General features: G+C 52.1%; 15 protein-coding genes and 1 tRNA gene. 12 read left to right on the top strand and 4 right to left on the bottom strand.

Annotation, left to right across the window (positions count from 1 at the left end; all coding sequences use genetic code 11):
* Nucleotides 1-43: 43 nt before the first annotated feature.
* Both QWI17_RS01770 and QWI17_RS01765 read right to left on the bottom strand, forming a co-directional pair.
* On the bottom strand, nt 44-790 hold the full coding sequence (locus QWI17_RS01770) for a class I SAM-dependent methyltransferase (RefSeq protein WP_302720768.1): 747 nt from the start codon (nt 788-790) through the stop codon (nt 44-46).
* Nucleotides 783-1,010, bottom strand: coding sequence for a hypothetical protein (locus QWI17_RS01765; protein ID WP_302720767.1), 228 nt, complete (start codon nt 1,008-1,010; stop codon nt 783-785). Before QWI17_RS01765 ends, QWI17_RS01770 begins: the two co-directional genes overlap by 8 nt.
* Nucleotides 1,011-1,079: 69 nt before the next feature.
* Here QWI17_RS01765 and QWI17_RS01760 point away from each other — a divergent pair, with 69 nt between their 5' ends.
* The 4 genes from QWI17_RS01760 (at nt 1,080) to QWI17_RS01745 (ending at nt 5,158) form a co-directional block, all read left to right on the top strand.
* Complete coding sequence (locus QWI17_RS01760; RefSeq protein WP_302720766.1) at nt 1,080-1,232, top strand: hypothetical protein; 153 nt, start codon at nt 1,080-1,082, stop codon at nt 1,230-1,232.
* A gap of 2 nt (nt 1,233-1,234) precedes the next feature.
* Entirely contained in the window at nt 1,235-2,341 is a 1,107-nt protein-coding gene (locus QWI17_RS01755) for a DUF2066 domain-containing protein (RefSeq protein WP_302720765.1), read from the top strand.
* Nucleotides 2,341-3,054, top strand: coding sequence for a DnaA regulatory inactivator Hda (hda, locus tag QWI17_RS01750; RefSeq protein ID WP_302720764.1), 714 nt, complete (start codon nt 2,341-2,343; stop codon nt 3,052-3,054). Before QWI17_RS01755 ends, hda begins: the two co-directional genes overlap by 1 nt.
* A 283-nt stretch (nt 3,055-3,337) precedes the next feature.
* Nucleotides 3,338-5,158: a glycoside hydrolase family 9 protein gene (locus QWI17_RS01745; protein WP_302720763.1), complete on the top strand. Its 1,821-nt coding sequence runs from the start codon at nt 3,338-3,340 to the stop codon at nt 5,156-5,158.
* A 60-nt stretch (nt 5,159-5,218) separates the two neighbouring features.
* Here QWI17_RS01745 and QWI17_RS01740 read toward each other — a convergent pair whose 3' ends face one another.
* Entirely contained in the window at nt 5,219-5,944 is a 726-nt protein-coding gene (locus QWI17_RS01740) for an SDR family oxidoreductase (RefSeq protein WP_302720762.1), read from the bottom strand.
* A gap of 167 nt (nt 5,945-6,111) precedes the next feature.
* Between QWI17_RS01740 and QWI17_RS01735 the strand changes: the two genes are divergently transcribed.
* The 7 genes from QWI17_RS01735 (at nt 6,112) to QWI17_RS01710 (ending at nt 13,147) form a co-directional block, all read left to right on the top strand.
* The gene (locus QWI17_RS01735; protein WP_302720761.1) at nt 6,112-7,047 is read left to right on the top strand and encodes a LysR family transcriptional regulator; all 936 of its coding nucleotides are present in this window, start codon (nt 6,112-6,114) and stop codon (nt 7,045-7,047) included.
* Between the two features lie 176 nt (nt 7,048-7,223).
* The gene (gene waaC, locus QWI17_RS01730; RefSeq protein ID WP_302720760.1) at nt 7,224-8,264 is read left to right on the top strand and encodes a lipopolysaccharide heptosyltransferase I; all 1,041 of its coding nucleotides are present in this window, start codon (nt 7,224-7,226) and stop codon (nt 8,262-8,264) included.
* A 24-nt stretch (nt 8,265-8,288) separates the two neighbouring features.
* Entirely contained in the window at nt 8,289-9,782 is a 1,494-nt protein-coding gene (gene gltX / locus QWI17_RS01725; RefSeq protein ID WP_302720759.1) for a glutamate--tRNA ligase, read from the top strand.
* Nucleotides 9,783-10,186: 404 nt separating this feature from the next.
* Nucleotides 10,187-10,262: transfer RNA gene (locus tag QWI17_RS01720), tRNA-Ala, on the top strand.
* 1,383 nt (nt 10,263-11,645) lie between these two features.
* Nucleotides 11,646-11,810: a hypothetical protein gene (locus QWI17_RS01715; protein WP_302720758.1), complete on the top strand. Its 165-nt coding sequence runs from the start codon at nt 11,646-11,648 to the stop codon at nt 11,808-11,810.
* Between the two features lie 2 nt (nt 11,811-11,812).
* The gene (locus QWI17_RS23585; RefSeq protein WP_368045320.1) at nt 11,813-11,974 is read left to right on the top strand and encodes a hypothetical protein; all 162 of its coding nucleotides are present in this window, start codon (nt 11,813-11,815) and stop codon (nt 11,972-11,974) included.
* 225 nt (nt 11,975-12,199) lie between these two features.
* Nucleotides 12,200-13,147, top strand: coding sequence for a hypothetical protein (locus QWI17_RS01710; RefSeq protein WP_302720757.1), 948 nt, complete (start codon nt 12,200-12,202; stop codon nt 13,145-13,147).
* Between the two features lie 1,425 nt (nt 13,148-14,572).
* Here QWI17_RS01710 and QWI17_RS01705 read toward each other — a convergent pair.
* A complete protein-coding gene (locus QWI17_RS01705) occupies nt 14,573-16,723 on the bottom strand; it encodes a winged helix-turn-helix domain-containing protein (protein WP_302720756.1) in 2,151 nt (716 codons plus the stop codon).
* Nucleotides 16,724-16,980: 257 nt separating this feature from the next.
* On the opposite strand from QWI17_RS01705, the gene QWI17_RS01700 reads away from it, so the two are divergent.
* The gene (locus QWI17_RS01700; protein ID WP_302720755.1) at nt 16,981-17,829 is read left to right on the top strand and encodes an alpha/beta hydrolase; all 849 of its coding nucleotides are present in this window, start codon (nt 16,981-16,983) and stop codon (nt 17,827-17,829) included.
* The last annotated feature ends 425 nt before the right edge of the window (nt 17,830-18,254 follow it).

Genomic DNA, 18,254 nt, shown 5'->3' with positions numbered 1-18,254 from the left:
CCGGTTACGGGGATGCGATACAGAGGTTCTGGCCAGCGCTAGCTCAGCCTCGACCTATTTGACAGTGAAACCCCAGCCTGTGCAAGGACAGCCAGCTCAGTAAACCCTGCTCAATCGGCTGCCGGCGCAAGGTCGGGCTCGAGCGCGGTAGAGTAATATCACAAGGCAGCTCATGGTTATCGCGGCTGCGCAAAAATTTGCCCAGTTGGCTCAGGCATGCCCCGACGGGGCTGGGTCCGTCATAGACAATTTCTACAATTCTGTCGCCAGCGGCTTGGTGCAATGTGTCCACAACCCTTTGCCAGTGCGCTCTACTCAGCGAGCTGTTGAGGTTCTCAGCAATCAGCATAAGAGGTTGTTGGCTCGCCCCACAAATACGCCGCAGCCACGGGTCAGTGTCCGGGTCAGCGAAGGGGGCAATCTGGTAATTATCCACGTCGGGAAGGACGCAGTGTTTGTAGCGCGCGGTGGCAGGGTGGTCGAGATCGTACCAGCAAAACCTCGGCCATTCGACCTGCTGGCTCAAACGGTAGAAGCGGGTATTGAGACCGGGCCTAAGAGCGACAAACTCCGCGTTGCAATGACGTCCGATAAACTCAAGGCAGCGCTGATCTATCCAGGCGCTGCGGGCGACGCGTTTTTTTTGCGCGTGTGGCTGTAGGTTGTGCTTGGGCAGCTTATCCCAAAGTTCAGCCGCCGCACGGTCAATCAGTTGCAACTCGGGCCAGCGCCACTGTGCCACAGCGTAGCTGTAGACGGCATTGGTCAAGTCCTCGGGCAGGCTAGTCATGGCGTTTGCCTCCCGCCTCATGGCGCTTGGCCAACGCCAGTGCGTAACCGGTAATGTACTCGTAGGGGTTGCCAATGCACTGCAAGATTTCACTGGCCTGCATGGTCTGAAGTGTTTCGCGGGCTACTTGTCGCGCCAGAGCGGCGGAGCCAAATCGCTGGGTTAAATAATCGCGAAGTTTGGGTTCGTAGTGGCGCAAGTGCAAAGCAAGTGTTTCCATAATGCTAATCTCCTTGGTGGTTAACTCACTCTAATGCAAATGAGAATTATTACCAAATAGAATTTGATTATGAATAGTGCAGCGCTCATTGTTTTGTCGGTGCTGTGGGGCGCAGGTGTCAGCAATTGCACAAAACTGGCCCTGATCGGCAAGTTCAGGGGGCGCAAAGGCAAAATTTGCCTGTTACAATGCGGCACTTCTTTTACTGTGGGTGTCGAATAACTGTGACGCTGATTTACCGAATTGTGACTCTACTCGTGCTATCTGTTTGGGCGGTTGTGCCGGTCAGTGCTGATCAAACCGTTGAACTCTACAGCGCCGAAGAATTAGTGAAATCGCAATCCGAGGTGCAGCGCGCGGCCGCGGCCAAACATGCACTGGAGCGGGTGCTTGTGCGTGTCTCGGGCTCCCTGCAGAGCATTGAAAGCCCTACCGTAAAACAGGCGTTAGCCAACGCGCAGGAATACGTTTACGAATACAGTTACGCCAGTACTGAGCAAACCTTGCTGTCGGCAAATGGTGAACAGGTGCCGGCTTCAAAACTAAATTTGAAATTCTCGGCGGCATTGGTTGAGCAATTACTGCGCGACGCCGGACTGTCCTATTGGCCGGCCAATCGCCCCAACGTCTTAGTGTGGGCGGTGGAAAATAATGGCGACGGTTTACGCATGGTAACGGATACCGCTACCTGGAGTGCGGTGCGCGAGCAAGCCCAGTTGCGCGGCCTGCCGATTACGGTGCCGGTGTTTGATCTGGAAGATCACCTGGCAATGCCCGAGCAAAGCCTCTGGCAATTGGATGAAGAGCGTATTCTGGACGCGTCAGAGCGCTACCGTGCCGATGCAATATTGGCGCTGCGTTATAGCGCGCTATCCGATGGCAGTTATCGGGGTGACTGGCAGCTACTGCACAGCGAGGGTGATCAAAGTTTTGATGGCCAGGGGCAAAGTGGCGATGAGCTAATGCTTAAAGCCATTAACAGTGCCGCAGATCGCTTTGCCAATGTCTACGCTATTCGCCCCAGCGAAAGCGGTGCGGCCAGCATTGTTATGTTGATCGAAAATGCCGACAGTTTCGGTGACTTTAAAACGGTGGAGCGTTACCTGAGTTCGCTGGCTGTGGTGCGGCGGGTTGAAATGTATTCGGTGGCGGCCAATGGTTTAACGCTGCAACTGTTTACCGAAGGAGACGTTGCTCAGCTGGAGAATACACTGGCACTGACACAAACCTTAGTGCCGGAAACCGGCGTGAGCTTGAGTGTTAATCGCTACCAATTGCGCGGTTCGGTCGCGCGGCCGTTGCGCTACCGGTTAACCGAGGACGTGCAGTAATGGGCAGTGCTCCTCAGCAGTTATCGTTAGGGGTAAGCCTTAAAGACGACGCCACCTTTGCCAATTTTTTTGCGCCCGAACACTCGGTTAATCTCGAAGTTGTGAACTGCCTGAAGGCGCAAGTTGAAAACAATGGCGAACAGTTTGTGTATTTATGGGGTGCCTCCGGCGCCGGCTTAACTCACTTGCTGCAGGCGAGCTGTCACTACGCCGAATCAATGGGGGTGAACGTTCAGTATTTACCGCTCAACGATGTGATGGGTTTTGCGCCTGAAGCATTGCTGGAAGGGCTTGAGCATATGGACTTGGTGTGCCTCGACGGGCTCGATGCCATTGCCGGTAACGCTCAGTGGGAAAGGGCACTTTTTAACCTGTACAACGCCCTGCGTGACTCCGGTAAACTCTTGCTGGTTGCCGCCACCCACAACCCGCGTTCGCTGGGTGTTCACCTGGCCGATTTACAATCGCGTTTTCAGTGGGGCGTAATTTATGCGGTCGAAAGTTTAGGCGACGATGAAAAAATACAGGCTCTGCGCAAACGCGCGAAAGAGCGCGGGCTGGATTTATCAGCAGACGTTGCCAACTACATAGTGCAGCGCGTACCCCGCGACATGAACCAGCTGTTTTGCTGTCTGCACAAACTCGATCACGCCTCGCTGGCCGAGCAGCGCAAATTGACCATACCCTTTGTGAAAAAGACGTTGGGTTTATAAACGCTTGATGTCAGACGACTGAGGTCGGACGCTAACGACCTCAGACCTTAGACCTTAGACCTCAGACCTTAGACCTCAGACCTCAGACCTCAGACCTTAGACCTTAGACCTCAGACCTCAGACCTCAGACCTCAGACCTCAGACCTCAGACCTCAGACCTCAGACCTCAGACCTCAGACCTCAAAGCCATTAACCCTTCTTTGCGCACTTATCCATCAAATAAACCTTGTTTACCGGTAGACTCTCCCCCATATCAATAAAAAATAAATATGAGGAAGTGCCCATGAAACCCTTACGCATTAAGGCCGCCCTGGCCCTGTGCAGCGCCTTTGTATTGGCCAGTTGTGGCAGCAGTGGCGGCGGAAGCAGCAACAGTAACCCCTCCAGCAGTGCCAGCAGCCAGTCCAGCTCGGAAGCCTCCAGTGAGAGTTCAAGCTCGGTCGAATCCGCTGGTCGTATTCTGTTGAATCAAATCGGCTTTGCGCCGCAAGCGGCTAAGGTTGCCGTTGTTCCCGAGGTCAGCGCAACCGCGTTTTCGGTGATCAATACCGATACCGAGGTGGCCGTACTGGAAGGTGAACTGTCGGCGTTTAGCGAGTGGACTCCCGCCAATCAGGTGGTGGCCCAAGCCGATTTTTCCGACCTGCAAGACCCCGGCACCTATGTGATTCGCGTTGCCGGCGCGGAGGATTCCGACCCGTTTGTGATTGCCAGTCAGCCCTATAAAGCCTTGAATATAGGCGCTTTAAAAGCCTTCTATTTTAATCGCGCCAGTTCAGCGCTCGCGGCCGAACACGCTGGCGATTGGGCGCGCGCTGCCGGCCACCCGGATACCGATGTGCTGGTGCACGCCTCGGCAGCCTCCGCCGAAAGGCCAGAGGGCACTTCTATATCGGCGCCTAAAGGCTGGTACGACGCCGGCGACTTCGGCAAATATATTGTTAACTCCGGCATATCCACCTACACCTTATTGGCGGCACTTGAGCATCACGGCGCTTTTTACGCGGCCACCGACGCCGGTATTCCCGAAAGCGGTAACGACACCCCAGACATTCTCGAAGAGGCGATGTGGAACCTCGAGTGGATGCTGGATATGCAAGATCCTAACGACGGTGGCGTATACCACAAGCTCACCACCAAAAACTTTGCCGGAGCGGTGATGCCTGCCGAAGGCACCGAGCCGCGCTATGTGGTGCAAAAGGGCACCTCGGCCACGCTAAACTTCGCGGCAGTAATGGCGGTGGCTAGCCGGGTAGTGGCAGAGCATGAGGCGGTGTATTCGGGCCTGTCTGACGATATGCTGGCTGCGGCGCAGTCTGCCTGGCAGTGGGCGCAAGCCAACCCTAATGTGGCCTATCAGCAGCCCGAAGATATTCAAACCGGCGGCTACGGTGACAGTCGCTTTGAGGATGAATTTGCCTGGGCTGCGGTTGAGCTCTACATCACCACCGGCGATGACGATTACCTGCAAGCGGCAAACTTAGAGTCCATCAGCAACGGTGTTCCGGGTTGGGCCAACACCGATGGTTTGGCCTGGGTGTCGTTGGCCAAGCATCGCGCGAACTTAACCGCAGCGGCGGATCAGGCGTTAATTGAATCGCGCATTGTCGAATTGGCCGACTCCATCGTTGCCGATATGAACAGCTCGGCCTACGGTGTGCCGCTGGTGGCGGGAAACTTCTATTGGGGCAGTAACGGCGGCGCGCTTAATAAGGCGATGATGGTACTGCAAGCGTACGATTACAGCGCCGATATGAAATACGTAAACGCGGCGCAGGCACTGCTGGATTACACCCTGGGACGCAACCCCACCGAATACAGCTACGTTACCGGGTTCGGGGCGCGCCCGCCGATGCACATTCACCACCGTCAGTCCGAGGCGGATAATGTTGTTGACCCGGTGCCAGGCTTTTTGGCCGGCGGCCCCAACACCAACGCCCAAAACGACTGCGGCGCCGACAACTACCCCTACGGCGACGAAGCCGTGGCTCGCGCCTATTTAGATCATTGGTGCAGCTACTCCACCAACGAAGTGACCATCAACTGGAACGCACCGCTGGTGTATGTAACCGGTGCGTTGGAGAGTATTTATGGGGGTGAATAACGGTTGACGGTTGATGGGGAACGGAGAACGAAATTTTATACCGATCCCCGTTCCCCGGCTCTACAACCCAAACCCACCATCAATCGTCATATGCCCATTGCGCATGGCAATGCTGGCATCGCTGAGCAGGTATTGCACGGCGGGGACTATGTCAGCGGGCGATAATATGCGCCCCACCGGCAAGCCCTTGAGGGATTCGGCAAGCCCGGCAATGTCCTCGTCGCTCATGCCGGCTTTTTTCTGAATCTCCGTTAAGGTCACCCCGGGGCGAATGGAGTTCACCCGAATGCCGCTGGCCGCCAGCTCCACATTCATAACGCCCGCCGCCGCTTCAAAGGCCGCTTTACTGGCCGCATAGGCGGCGCAGGTGGGGTGTGCTTTTTCGACCGCCACGCTGGAAATAAACACCACGCTTGCCGGGTTGCTCATAGTGCCTGCCAAGGCTTGCATCATCATAAACGGGCCGGCAAAGTTGGTGTTCATGGTGACCTGAATATTGTCCCAGCTCTCGTCGCTGATCGCGCGCGGGTAAAAAATACCGGCGTTCAGTACCAGTCCATCCAGGGTTATACCGTCTTTTGCCAAGCGTTTGCCCAGCGCGACAATGGCAGCGGCGTTTGTGCTATCACACAAAATGGCCTCAACACCGAGTTCACTTGCGGCTTTATCTAATCGCGCCTGATCGCGGCCGGTAATCAGCACTCGATTTCCCTCTGCCTTCAGGGCTTTGGCGCTCGCGTAACCTATACCTGAGGTGCCGCCTGTTATTAAAACCGTTTTGCTCATGGGGATCTCCTTATGGGGCTGGACTGAACTTGCGTTTTCATTGCAGGCAAGTGTAAATTGGGATTCTGTTTCCGATAAGTCACCATTGTGGAAACTTAATGGTTCTGGATGGGAAATAATTGTCGGGGAACGGGGAACGGGGAACGGGGAACGGGGAACGAAAGAATATGAATGTCGATATTGTGCGTCTGTTGCACCAACACCTGCCCCAGCTGTACGTGTTTACGCGGGTGGCTGGGCTGGGCAGCTTTCAGGCTGCGGCGACAGCGCTGGGTTTGCCGCGCTCGTCCATCAGTAAAAAAGTCAGCCAGCTTGAGGAGGCGCTGGGCCAGCGCTTATTGCAGCGCAGTACCCGCCAGCTTTGCCTGACCGATGAGGGCGCCAGCCTGTTGGTTTCGGCCCAATCACTGCAGGGCGTGTTGGACAGCGCCGCCAGTTTGAAAATGGCGCAACAGGCCGAGCCCGCCGGCCGGGTTAAAATCAGCAGTTCCACCTTAATTGGCGAGCGCTATTTACTGCCGGTGATCCCCGAGTTGCGACGGCGTTTCCCCAAGGTGGCGTTGGAGTTTAATATTACCGACGAGGTGGTGGATTTAATTAGCCAGCGGGTGGACATTGCCGTGCGGGTAGGGCACTTACCTAACTCGTCACTGGTGGCCAAAAAAATTGGCGAAAAGTCCTGGGCGTGTTACGCCGCCCCAAGTTACTTGGCACGGGCTAAACCACTGACGAATCCGCGCGAGCTCACCCAGCACCCGTGTTTGTTTTTCAAAAACTCTCAGTTCGCGATGGACCACTGGACCTTTGCCAACAACGATGGTGACACTGTCAACGTCGCCATAGACGATGCCATATGCGGCGACGATGGCCGCTCGCTCGCGGCTCTGGCGGCAATGGGGCTAGGGGTAGTGTTTGTCGACCCGCTACTTATTCAGCCAGAGCTGGCTGCGGGCAGCTTAGTGCCAGTACTCACCGGCTGGCGCCACCCCGAAGCCTCCCCCATTCACCTGGTGTGCCTGGGGCGCGAAGCGCGCAACCGCGCCGTGGATGCGGTGTGGCAGTATTTGGGGGAGGCGATGGGGAGTTTGACGGTTGACGGTTGACGGGCAACGGCGAACGGTTGACGGGCAATGGGTTGCGCAGAGCCACCAGCTTTGTCCCCAGTTCACGTTTACCATTATCCGTTCCCCGTTCCCCGTTCCCCTTCACCACCAAACCCATATCCCGCACCCCCGTGTTTACGCTACAATGGCGCGCTTTTACGGCCGGCCAATCGCGCATGAAAGTACTGATCGTTAAACTCAGCTCCATGGGAGACTTGGTGCAGACGCTGCCCGCGGTTTCCGATGCGGTGCGCGCTATTCCCGGTATCCGTTTCGACTGGGCGGTGGATGAAGCCTTTGCCGAGGTGCCCACCTGGCATCCGGCGGTGGAGCGCACCATTGTTTCGGCGCATCGGCGCTGGAAAAAGTCGCCAAAATCGGCCTGGAAATCGGGCGAATTAAAAGCCTACTGGCAAGAGCTGCGTCGCACTGAGTACGACCTGGTGTTGGATGCACAAACCAATTTTAAAAGTGCCTCGGTGACGCGTATGGCGCGCGGTTTACGCGCCGGGCCGGATGCCGACTCGGTGCGCGAGCGCGGCGCCCATTGGTTTTATCAGCGCCGCTTTGCGGTGGCGCAAGATATTTTAGCGGTGGATCGCTGGCGCGATTTATTCGCCGCCGGCCTCGGTTACCAGCGGCCCAGCATTGCCCCCGAATTTGGCTTGGCGGAACAAAGCTGGCCGGCGCAAACAGTGACGCAAAACCCGTATATTGTGGCGGTGACCAACGCCAGTTGGCCCACCAAGTGTTTGCCCAATACCAGCTGGCAGGGGCTGATTGATTTAGCCGCCGCACAGGGGTTGGATGTGCTGCTGCCGTGGGGCTCACCGGCCGAGCGCGAAGCGGCCAACGCTATTGCAAAAGGGCGTGACAACGCCAAAGTTTTAGAGCGTATGAGCCTGACGCAACTCGCGGGCCTACTGCACGCAAGCCGCGGCGCCGTGTGTAACGATACCGGCCTTGCTCATATTGCCGCCGCGTTGGGTAAGCCCACGGTGACGGCCTATGGCCCGACGGACCCCGCGTTAATCGGTGCCACCGGCCCGCGCTCGGTGCATATTGTGGCGCCGGGCTATATCTGCGATATGTGCGGTAAGCGCCTGTGCCGCCACCCGGATAATTCGGCCACCGTTAATGCAGGGCAAGCCAAGCGCCCACGCACGCTCGAGGTAATTAGTGGCGAGCAACTTTGGCAGGCCTTTGTAAATTTATAGACAGAACCGACACAAGAGACTCTTATGACCGTTCGCACTCGTATTGCTCCGTCGCCCACGGGCGACCCCCACGTAGGCACCGCCTATATTGCACTGTTTAATATGTGTTTTGCCCGTCAGCACGGCGGCCAGTTTTTACTGCGCATTGAAGACACCGATCAAACTCGTAGCACCGCGGAATCGGAACAGGCGATTCTCGACAGCTTGCGCTGGCTCGGCCTCGACTGGGACGAAGGCCCGGATGTGGGCGGCGATCACGGCCCTTACCGCCAAAGCGAGCGCATGGATATCTACAAACAGTACGCCGATGAGCTGATCGAAAAAGGCCACGCGTTTTACTGTTTTGCCACCGGCGAAGAGCTGGACGAAATGCGCCGCGAACAGCAAGCGCGAGGTGAAACACCCAAGTACGACGGCCGCGGTTTAAAACTCAGCGCCGAACAAGTACAGGCCAAACTCGATGCCGGCGAGCCCTATGTGGTGCGCATGAAGCTGCCGGAAGAGGGCGTCTGCGTCATTGACGACATGTTGCGCGGCAACATTGAAATCGACTGGTCACAGGTGGATATGCAAGTGCTCCTCAAAGCCGACGGCATGCCGACCTATCATCTGGCCAATGTGGTGGACGATCACCTAATGGGCATTACTCACGTGATTCGCGGTGAAGAGTGGATTAACTCCGCACCTAAGCACTTAAAGCTTTATGAATATTTTGGTTGGCAGGCGCCGGTACTGTGTCATTTGCCACTGCTGCGCAACCCGGATAAATCCAAGCTCAGTAAGCGCAAAAACCCCACCAGCATTTTGTACTATCAAAAGGCCGGTTACCTGCCCGAGGCGGTGATTAACTATCTGGGCCGCATGGGTTGGTCCATGCCCGATGAAAGCGAGAAGTTCTCTCTGGCGCAAATGCAGAAGCACTTTGATATTAATCGCGTCAGCCTCGGCGGCCCAATTTTCGACGTGGAAAAGCTGAGCTGGCTCAACGGCCTGTGGATTCGCGAAGACCTGAGCACCGAAGCCCTGGCGGACCGTCTTACCGAGTGGGCGCTCAACCGCGACAATCTCATGCAAATGCTGCCCCACGCGCAGCAGCGCATGGAAACCCTGGGCGACTTTATCCCGCTGGTGGCCTTTTTGGCCGCGGGTGCTCTGCCGCTGACCGAAGCCCACTTTGCCGCCAACAAGCTAGAGCTGGACGAGCAAAAGCAACTGCTGCAATTCGCCCTCTGGCGCTTAGAAGCCCTGCGCCACTGGGAGCGCGACGCCATCTTCAATACCCTGAAGGAATTGGCCGGGCAGATGGACATCAAACTCAAAGACTTCCTGGCGCCAATATTCGTGGCCATTGCCGGCACCACCGCGTCTTTCTCGGTGATGGATTCCATGACCCTGCTGGGCCCGGATATGAGCCGCGCGCGTTTGCGTCAGGCGATTAATGTACTTGGGGAGCCGGGGAAGAAGCAGCTTAAGAAGTTGGAGAAAGCCTTTATGGCTTTGGGGCAATCTGCCGACTGAGGTTTTCGCCCTATTTCGCCGGGCGATGGCGAGTCCCTTTTTCCTGTGCGGCAAAAAGGGACGAAAAAGCGCACCCGCGCACCTCAGCCCTGCGGGTCCCCGAATGCACACAGATTTTACGGGTCGGAAAAAATCACCTCCCGGTGCTTTTCCTGAATTGCACATCCGTGTGCAATTCACCCGCAAAATCAGCGTACCTTCGGCTGGTTGCGATGGGGGTAATACTCCGTAGCTAGGTCTGTTGGGGGCTTGAAGGGTAAGGGGGCGTAACTAGGGGATATCCTCAAATGTTGGAAAAAACAGCAAGTTGACCGCACTCTGTACACAGAAGCTAACTGGCTGAAATTTCTCAGGTAAAAGCCTTGACAGCTTTCGGTCTCGAGCCTATCATGCGCACCTCTTTTGGGGCCTTAGCTCAGCTGGGAGAGCGCAACACTGGCAGTGTTGAGGTCAGCGGTTCGATCCCGCTAGGCTCCACCAAACAAATAAAAAACCCCCGTACTCGCGAGAGTACGGGGGTTTTTTATTTGTCTCGCTGAAAGCTCAGCGAGAGCGAGGTTTAGCTCCGGTTGATGTGCATGGATGCACGAATGTCGCGGGCGCATGGAAGCGCAGGAGCGGCCACCGCTAGGCGAATCGTCGAAGTCCCGCCACTACTATAGATATCGTCCATTGGACGGGGGTTTTTTATTTGTCTCGCTGAAAGCTCAGCGGGAGCGAGGCTTAGCTCCGGTTGATGGGCATGGATGCACGAAGACCCAATACACTCGCTGCGCTCGCGGGGCCAGCTTTGTCGCGGGCGCATGGACAAGGTGAATGCGCTGCAAGCGCAGAGAGGGCAGCCTGGGCTGAGCGCAGGAGCGACCTGTAAATGGCAGGACAGCCATTTTGCACAGCTTCGCTGCCCGGAGGGGGAGGGCCACGGACAAGGTGAATGTCTCGAAGAGACAGAGAGGGCGGCCTGGGCCGAGGCCCGAGTGCATCCCGCGAATCGTCGAAGTCCCACCACTACGATAGATATCGTCCATTGGACGGGGGCTTTTGTTTGTGGATCTAGTCGGGTGAGACCGCTGACACCAGCGTGTTTGATGGGCATGGATGCACGAAGACCCAATACACTCGCTACGCTCGCGGGGCCAGCTTTGCCGCGGGCGCAGGGACAAGGTGAATGCGCTGCAAGCGCAGAGAGGGCAGCCTGGGCTGAGCGCAGGAGCGACCACTAATTCGCCGGGAGCGAATTTACACGACGGAGTCGCCCGCAGGGTGGGGCACAGGGACTAGGTGAATGCCTCGCAGAGGCAGAGAGGGCAGCCTGGGCTGAGTGCGCCATGCATCCCGCTAGGCACGATGGCTGTCGCCAGAGTACCCAACTCATATCCACTTCCACTATGCTCTTTTCTCGCTAGTCGTAAATCTCTCCAATCCCCCTCAAATAAGCCTTATCCCGTACTTCCCGCCCTCTATCGCCGGGCGATGGCGAGTCCCTTTTTCCTATGCGGCAAAAAGGGACGAAAAAGCGCACCCCGCGCATCTCAGCCCTTCGGGTTCCCTCGCTCCGGCAGATTTGGCCGGTCGGAAAAAATCGCGTTCCCACGCGTTTTTCCTTAATCGCGCGTCCATGCGCGATTAACCAACCAAATCTACCTGCGTTCGGCTGGCTGCGATGGGGAGGTGACGCTTCGTAGCTGAAACCTAGAGTGTTTTAGAGTGGCTTCTGATACTTAAGTCCATATTAAGTCCAGTTAGAACGGGTACGGGAATAGAGCCATGTCTGCCCATCGCGCTCAGAGTCAGGTGCTGGGCTATTTATGATATGTCAAATATGGCATGCTTGCGGTTATAAATTATTCAGGAGGTACGACCATGCGTTCCGATAAACGCAAAAAACTAGAAGCGGCCGGCTGGGTAGTTGGAGACGCAACTGATTTTCTCCGGTTAACGCCCGAAGAGTCACCTTATATTAATGTGAAAATATCGCTCGGTAATGCCTTAAGAAAGCGTCGAAAAAGCCAGAAAAAAGTCAGGTAGCGTTGGCTAAGCGAGTAAAAACAAGCCAATCGCGCATTGCCAAATTGGAGGCCCGCGATTCGAGTGTGTCGATTGACGCGTTGACTAAATCATTGTTGGCGTTAGGGGCTTCCTCCTCCGAGCTGTCTAAGGCAATCGGCAGTACTGGTTCGGAAGTGGCTTAAAGTATAATAATCAGCAGGATGCTTTTGGTTGGTGGGGAAGCTGCTCTAGATTGAGTAAACTGTCCCTGGAACTTCGTCTGGTGATAATTGAATAAACGCCGAACCAATTGCGAAAAAAACGTGTCGATTAACGATTTCCCGCGCAAGCGGGAAAATATATTATCGCTGTGTTTGATAAATAGCCTAATGGGCGATCCTAATACTCCTATTTATTGTGGATCATAAATGCAAATGAATTATGCTGAGTTAATTGAAGTGATAGAATCCTCTGGAAACCAGAGTTTCGACTTTAGCCATATATTTTCAGCTATTCTTGGGGTTATCGTTGCTTTCGCGGTCATTAAATATAAAGTCGGAATTTCGTCTAATCTTGAAAAGTTAGATCTTTTAAATGAATTAATAGTAAATGTCTATAAAAATAGCAGAAAGTTAGAAGCATATAAAAACAGATATATTCATCGTCTCACTAAATCCCCCTTGGAGCGAATGCTAGTCCTTCCTCTACAAATCAATATCCCAAAGAAAATAGATTATGACGTTTCAAAAATATCCTATATTTTTGTTCAAACCGATAGTTGTCCCGAGCTTTTAAAGATGACTGATTGGGTTAGGTTGGACAGAATCATTGGAATGATTGAGAACTATAATACATTGATTGATGTTCTTACTTTTAAAGATAAAGTTCACTATAAAATCGCTAGTGATGAAAAATTTAATGAAAAGCTAAAAAACTCTACTGATATACATAGTGATTTAATTGAACTTCTTGGTGAGAAAGAGGCAGCTGATTATCTACTTTCTACGGAAGATGTTATTGAGGGGGTTGATTTTATAATATATGAATTTGAGTCTTTTCTATCCCATGTTGAATATCTTGCGGAGTACAATATTGATTTAGGATTAATTAAAAAATATCGTAAAGTAATTGGTATAGGAAGGACGAATGAGGAGTTTGCTAAAATCACAAGAGACTCTTTAAAAGTAAGCTATGATTCTCTTGCGAAGTTAGTATCTTTAGATCGTAATTACGTCAAAAATCGAGTTCAATCTTATAAGAAGCGGATTCCTACGTTGAGTGATAAGTTTAGTTCTATAGATGAGTATCAGAAGAAAATTATCAATTATAAATTTAAATGTTCTGTCAAAAATAAGTTTAGATTTTCGTTCTTATGAATTCGTAATACCGGGGCGGTTTGCTTAATTCAATAAGTGGTATTTACTGGATCTAAGGAGTAGACGTAAGAGGCTGAATGTATAATTGAGTAAACTCTCCTCATCAATTCAGATGTATGCTAAGGTTTAGGTTAACCTTTCATATAGAGCAACATTTAGAGTTGGAGGTTGGAAAAATAGGGATGGGAAAATACAGGACAGCCACAAATTGAAAAGTTGATCGCTACCACGCCTAGTTGGCCCGTAGTTTTTGCTCTGATTAATTAGGTGCTGTCTGATTGGCGGGTAATTCAGTAAATTGGTGTCAAGTTTTTGGTGTCCCAGTTTTCGTTGTTTGGAGTTGTCTCAGCACAAGGTCGGGGTCAGGTCTGAATGGCACTTACTTAAGCATAAGCACTTGATATAGATACAAAAAAACTGCTCCAATGATGAGACTTTTTCCGATCAAAGAGTCCACCGTCACCAAGGAGCAGTCTGTATGCATGCTAATCGTAGCCGCCGCCAATTTCAACAAGCCGTCACCCAGAAAGCCTGAGAGCAAAAAGGTGACAGATTTATTTTTATGGAATAGCTTGTCGGAGGAAGGAAACCCCAAGGGCCCTACAATATACATGCAGAATATCAAACAGCAATGGATGGTCCCGATATTTTTGTCATCATAAAAGAAGAACTATTAAAATGCGGAGCATGTAAACACATGAAAGGACTCTTTAAAAAGTTCCTGCAAGGTATAGTGTTTGGGCTAGGTTTTGGTGTCGCTGTCGTACTTGTGCAAGCTCTAGCAGTGTCGTATTTTTTTGATGGTAGCAAATAAAGGACACCCAAAGATTGAAGAAGTAATTTCTTGCTAGGCTTTGAGCTCAGTAGCTTTTGCCCTGGTTGATTCGGTATTAAATGGCTGTCGGGAAAATCAGTAATTTGACGAATTTAGAGCGTGCGAGACCACGGTTAACGAAATAAAGGACACCCAAAGATTGAAGGGATATGTTGTTGCAGGGCTGTGAGCTCTGTAGCTTTTGTCCTGGCTGACTCGGTATTAAATGGTTGGCGGGAAATTCAGTGATTTGACGAATTTAGAGCGTGCGAGATTATGCCCTTGAGAGCACAAAGGGTTTTATGGCGAGTTGGCATCAACCGGTTTGTGGGTAAAGCCGTCGGCACTGGCTGATGCCGTATATCCAGTTGAGATTGAGTGATTCACACAGTTCACTGACTTTGGCAACGGGGCCGATGGCCCGGCCAAAGCGTCGCTCGATATGACAGAATCAAAAAAGGTGACAGATTTATTTTCAAAGGGATAGCTTGTCGTAGGTAAGTGAGAAAAATAAATCTGTCCCTATTTCGCTCCGAACTTCTCGGACAGGACTCTGGGTGTAGATACAAAAAAATCTCTGATGCCTTCATCCCCTAACGCTAGCAAGGCCGCTATTCTCCTAAAATAACTTCGACGACTTCTTTTTTCGCGGAGACTCTCATGCTCAGTAATATTGTTTCCTGGTTCACATCAGTCAGATCTTCCCACCCCGGCTCAAGCGGGCCCAAAACAGTATACTCGTCATTTTTAAGGTTATAGGACCACAATTCATCATGACTATTAATGGCGAACAATAGGTAATCTCGTACGACAAAGGTTTCACTGCCTGTGCCTGTGCCTCTGCCAGATAGCACCTCAATCGGCTGATATTCAACCGGGCCCGGCTGCCAGAACTGGCCCAACTCATCTTTGATAATTATTCGGCCATCAGCATCTTTCTGAGCCCATAGTATATTTTTGTCTGAAACGACTCGCCATGCGCCGCTACTAAAATCATACTCAACGAGCTTTTTAACACCTGCTATACGCGCAAAAACCAGAATTTTACTGCTGACGCTATCCCAATGTAACAATTGTAAGACAGGATGTTGTACGTCAAAGGTCTGAGCACTAGAATCCAGACCCACCTGTACAAGAATGTTATTCGCGTTAACCAATAGGCTTTGGCCATCTGCCGCCCATTTGATGCCGCGTATATAGGTATCTAAACCAAAGTCGGTCAGTTGCCTTGGGCCCTGACCATCGCTTACCCACACTTGTTCTTCGCCAGAGCGTGCCGAGCGGAAGGCTATCAGGTCGCCACCGGGCTGAAATGCGCCTTGGCTGTCACCCACATTAGATCGTTCAAAAGTTACATACTGTCTGCCTACCGCTGCGTCACCGCTATCGCCGAGATTCGAAAAGGAACGTAACACCACATCGGTATCATAGGGGCCCTTAATCATCAGCATACTGGTGCCACGCGGGTGAAAGGCTGGCAAATACATTCTATCGGTAAGCACTGTGTTTATTTTGAATATCTTGCCTTCATAAGACAGGGTAAAGAGCTGCCGTCCAGTACTGAAGATAAGGCGATCATTCACCGGGTCAAAACTTGGGTATATGCCACCGTACTGTGACATGCCCTCTGGCCGCTGAATGGGGTGACTGGAAAGCCGACGGCCATCAGGTGTAAGCATATCTATATGATAGCTCCCATCACTGCGCATACCTATAACGGCAAAGCGTTTTTTCACTGGGGAGTATAGGTAATCAAGAATATTACCACCTGCTAAGGAATAGAGCGTTGTGCTGGTATTGGTATGGGTCGAGTATTTCATCAAGACCCAGCGATCTGTCTGCTTTTGTAGCAACGCAATATCGCGATTGTTAAGCCACTGCGGTTTTCTTACATCAGTGTACTTACAGCTGAGCACCACCTCTGGCTGCTGCGGGCTCTGTAGCGCCGCATTAAAATCAAGGCTGACCAGGTCATAGCAATTACGCTGTGTTACTGGCTGGTTACAGGCCTCGGTCGCGAGGAAGGCCAGTTTGCTGCCGTCTTCAGAAAAACTGTGCGGCCCGTAGGCCGCCCAGTCAGGGGTCAGTAGAGTTTCCTTCCGCGAGTTAGTGTCCAGCGCCCACAGCCGGTTATCACATAATTTATCCCGATAGCGGTGAAATACGATGTGTTCGCCGTCAGGGCTATAACTGGGGTCGAATTCCTTATCATCCGTGGCCGTCAGCAATCGAATAGACTCCACCACAATCGGCTGCGGCCCCTCTTCCCTATAGAAATACCCTACTACCGCCAGTACTACCAGAAGCACACCTCCCACCACCAACTGGGGCAAGAACGCAAATCCGGTCGACTGTGCCGCCTTGCTTTCGGTTGGTGTGGAGTGAGTGGCGGGGTCCGGCGTAGTACTAATCGTCGGCGATACCCCGGACTCCTCTGCAGCGTCAGCACACCATTTGACCTCACACTCCAGGCTATAGCCCTGCTTGGCATGAGTTTTAATAAGCTGCTGGCCTTTGCCATCATCACCCAACGCGCGGCGCAGTTGAGCAATACTGCGCTGTAAGGTATTCGGGGACACCACGACGCCCTGCCAGACGCTGGATAATAAGGCATCCTGACTTACCACTTTGCCCTGGTGCTGCGCTAGGCAGGTCAGCACCGCCAGCGCCTTGGGGGCGAGGGTTTGCGACTGTCCACCGTAGGAGATCTGGTTCCTGGTGAGGTCAACACAAAACTCTCCCACCCAATACTGTGCTGTCATATCTCTCACACTCAAAAGCCGTTGCTGACTACGACGACCCCGGCCGCAATGCGTCAGATTATTGTAAGAACGGTATCATAACCGATTGATATTAATATGATTTCCAACAACAGACAAACATCAGCTAGAAATCAGGCAAACCTCAGGCATCCCCTCTTGGTATTGATTAACATTGGTTTCAACCAACTTCCCTATTGATCCTACTAAACAACAAAGAGCGGTTTCGCCACCAATCTTTAAGACAGGTGACCAAGAATATGAACATCAAAGCAATCTACCTGACAGTATTACTACTCGGATTACCAGCCTGCGTGTTAGCGACGGACTATAAGGCATACCAAATGCCACACACACAAGTTGTGCCCATCCGTGACCCGCTTACCAACGCCGATTACGAGTTATATGTAAAGCTACCCAAGAACTATTACGACAACAAGGATAAACACTACCCCGTCCTCTACTTTACCGATGCAATGTGGGCTATCGAAGCGCTGTCATCCTCAACTTATTACATTTTCGAGGATGTTATCCTTGTTGGCATATCTTGGCGAAAAGACATTACGGAAAAACAGAAGAATGAGGTAGGGGTACATGCCAGTCGCTTTCCAGATTACACTTTCAAAAAATCTGATGACCCGGAGATTCAGGCCAAATATCAACCTGGAAAAGCCAGTAGACATCTAACTTTTATTCGCAATAATGTGATTCCGCGAGTGGAAGAAATCTATCGTGCCGAAAACAATAATCGTACATATTTTGGTTACTCGACAGGGGGCCTGTTCGGCTTTTATATACTACTCACACAGCCCGACACATTTAACAATTACCTATTAGGTAGCCCATCTGTGTGGTATTACGTGCCTGAGCTCAGCGATATGGCGATAAATTTGAAACCGGCACCTGGACTCCCTCCCAGGAATGTCATGATCAGCCGAGGAACAGAGGAAATCGACTTGGGTAAACATATAGAAAAAGTGGTGTCCGCTTTAGCCTCGCGCGAAGACAATTTTATTAACATTCATCAACATTATCCTAACGGAGATCATGTTACCGCCTTTCCTGAAACCGTTATACAAAGTGTAAAGTGGTTATACCAAAAGCAATAACACTAGGTGCTTAATGTAAGGCGTGAATCACCTCGGGTCTGTCGGAGGGTGAAATAAATAAAGGATGGTTAAATAAAGGACACCCAAAAGGATGGTTAAATAGAGGACACCCAATGAGGGGTTAAATAAAGGACACCCAAAGATTGAGAAAGTGAGTTCTTGCTAGGCTTTTAGTCCAGTAGCTTTTGCCCGGGTTGATTAGGTATTAAATGGTTGGCGGGAAAATCAGTAATTTGACGAATTTAGAGCGTGCGAGACCAAGCTAAAGGGGTCAGGCCTTACATTTGACACGCTGGTGAAGTGTGCTAGGTTGGAAGGGGTGTTCTGATTAATTTGGTGACTTTATGGCTCGCCCTCTACGTATTGAGTTTTCCGGCGCACCGAAACCCCCAATTTTGGCGACCCGCAGAGTGGTGATCTTGTGG

This window comes from Gilvimarinus gilvus (assembly GCF_030518155.1).
Lineage (GTDB): Bacteria > Pseudomonadota > Gammaproteobacteria > Pseudomonadales > Cellvibrionaceae > Gilvimarinus > Gilvimarinus gilvus.
Note: the sequence above shows the minus strand (reverse complement) of the source record. Positions and strands in the feature narration are given on the sequence as shown.

Bases quoted from the DNA above. Each gene is read 5' to 3' on its own strand.
- QWI17_RS01770 (WP_302720768.1), bottom strand. From the start codon at position 790: ATGACTAGCCTGCCCGAGGACTTGACCAATGCCGTCTACAGCTACGCT.
- QWI17_RS01765 (WP_302720767.1), bottom strand. From the start codon at position 1,010: ATGGAAACACTTGCTTTGCACTTGCGCCACTACGAACCCAAACTTCGC.
- QWI17_RS01760 (WP_302720766.1), top strand. From the start codon at position 1,080: ATGAATAGTGCAGCGCTCATTGTTTTGTCGGTGCTGTGGGGCGCAGGT.
- hda (WP_302720764.1), top strand. From the start codon at position 2,341: ATGGGCAGTGCTCCTCAGCAGTTATCGTTAGGGGTAAGCCTTAAAGAC.
- QWI17_RS01745 (WP_302720763.1), top strand. From the start codon at position 3,338: ATGAAACCCTTACGCATTAAGGCCGCCCTGGCCCTGTGCAGCGCCTTT.
- QWI17_RS01740 (WP_302720762.1), bottom strand. From the start codon at position 5,944: ATGAGCAAAACGGTTTTAATAACAGGCGGCACCTCAGGTATAGGTTAC.
- QWI17_RS01735 (WP_302720761.1), top strand. From the start codon at position 6,112: ATGAATGTCGATATTGTGCGTCTGTTGCACCAACACCTGCCCCAGCTG.
- waaC (WP_302720760.1), top strand. From the start codon at position 7,224: ATGAAAGTACTGATCGTTAAACTCAGCTCCATGGGAGACTTGGTGCAG.
- gltX (WP_302720759.1), top strand. From the start codon at position 8,289: ATGACCGTTCGCACTCGTATTGCTCCGTCGCCCACGGGCGACCCCCAC.
- QWI17_RS01715 (WP_302720758.1), top strand. From the start codon at position 11,646: ATGCGTTCCGATAAACGCAAAAAACTAGAAGCGGCCGGCTGGGTAGTT.
- QWI17_RS01710 (WP_302720757.1), top strand. From the start codon at position 12,200: ATGCAAATGAATTATGCTGAGTTAATTGAAGTGATAGAATCCTCTGGA.
- QWI17_RS01705 (WP_302720756.1), bottom strand. From the start codon at position 16,723: ATGACAGCACAGTATTGGGTGGGAGAGTTTTGTGTTGACCTCACCAGG.
- QWI17_RS01700 (WP_302720755.1), top strand. From the start codon at position 16,981: ATGAACATCAAAGCAATCTACCTGACAGTATTACTACTCGGATTACCA.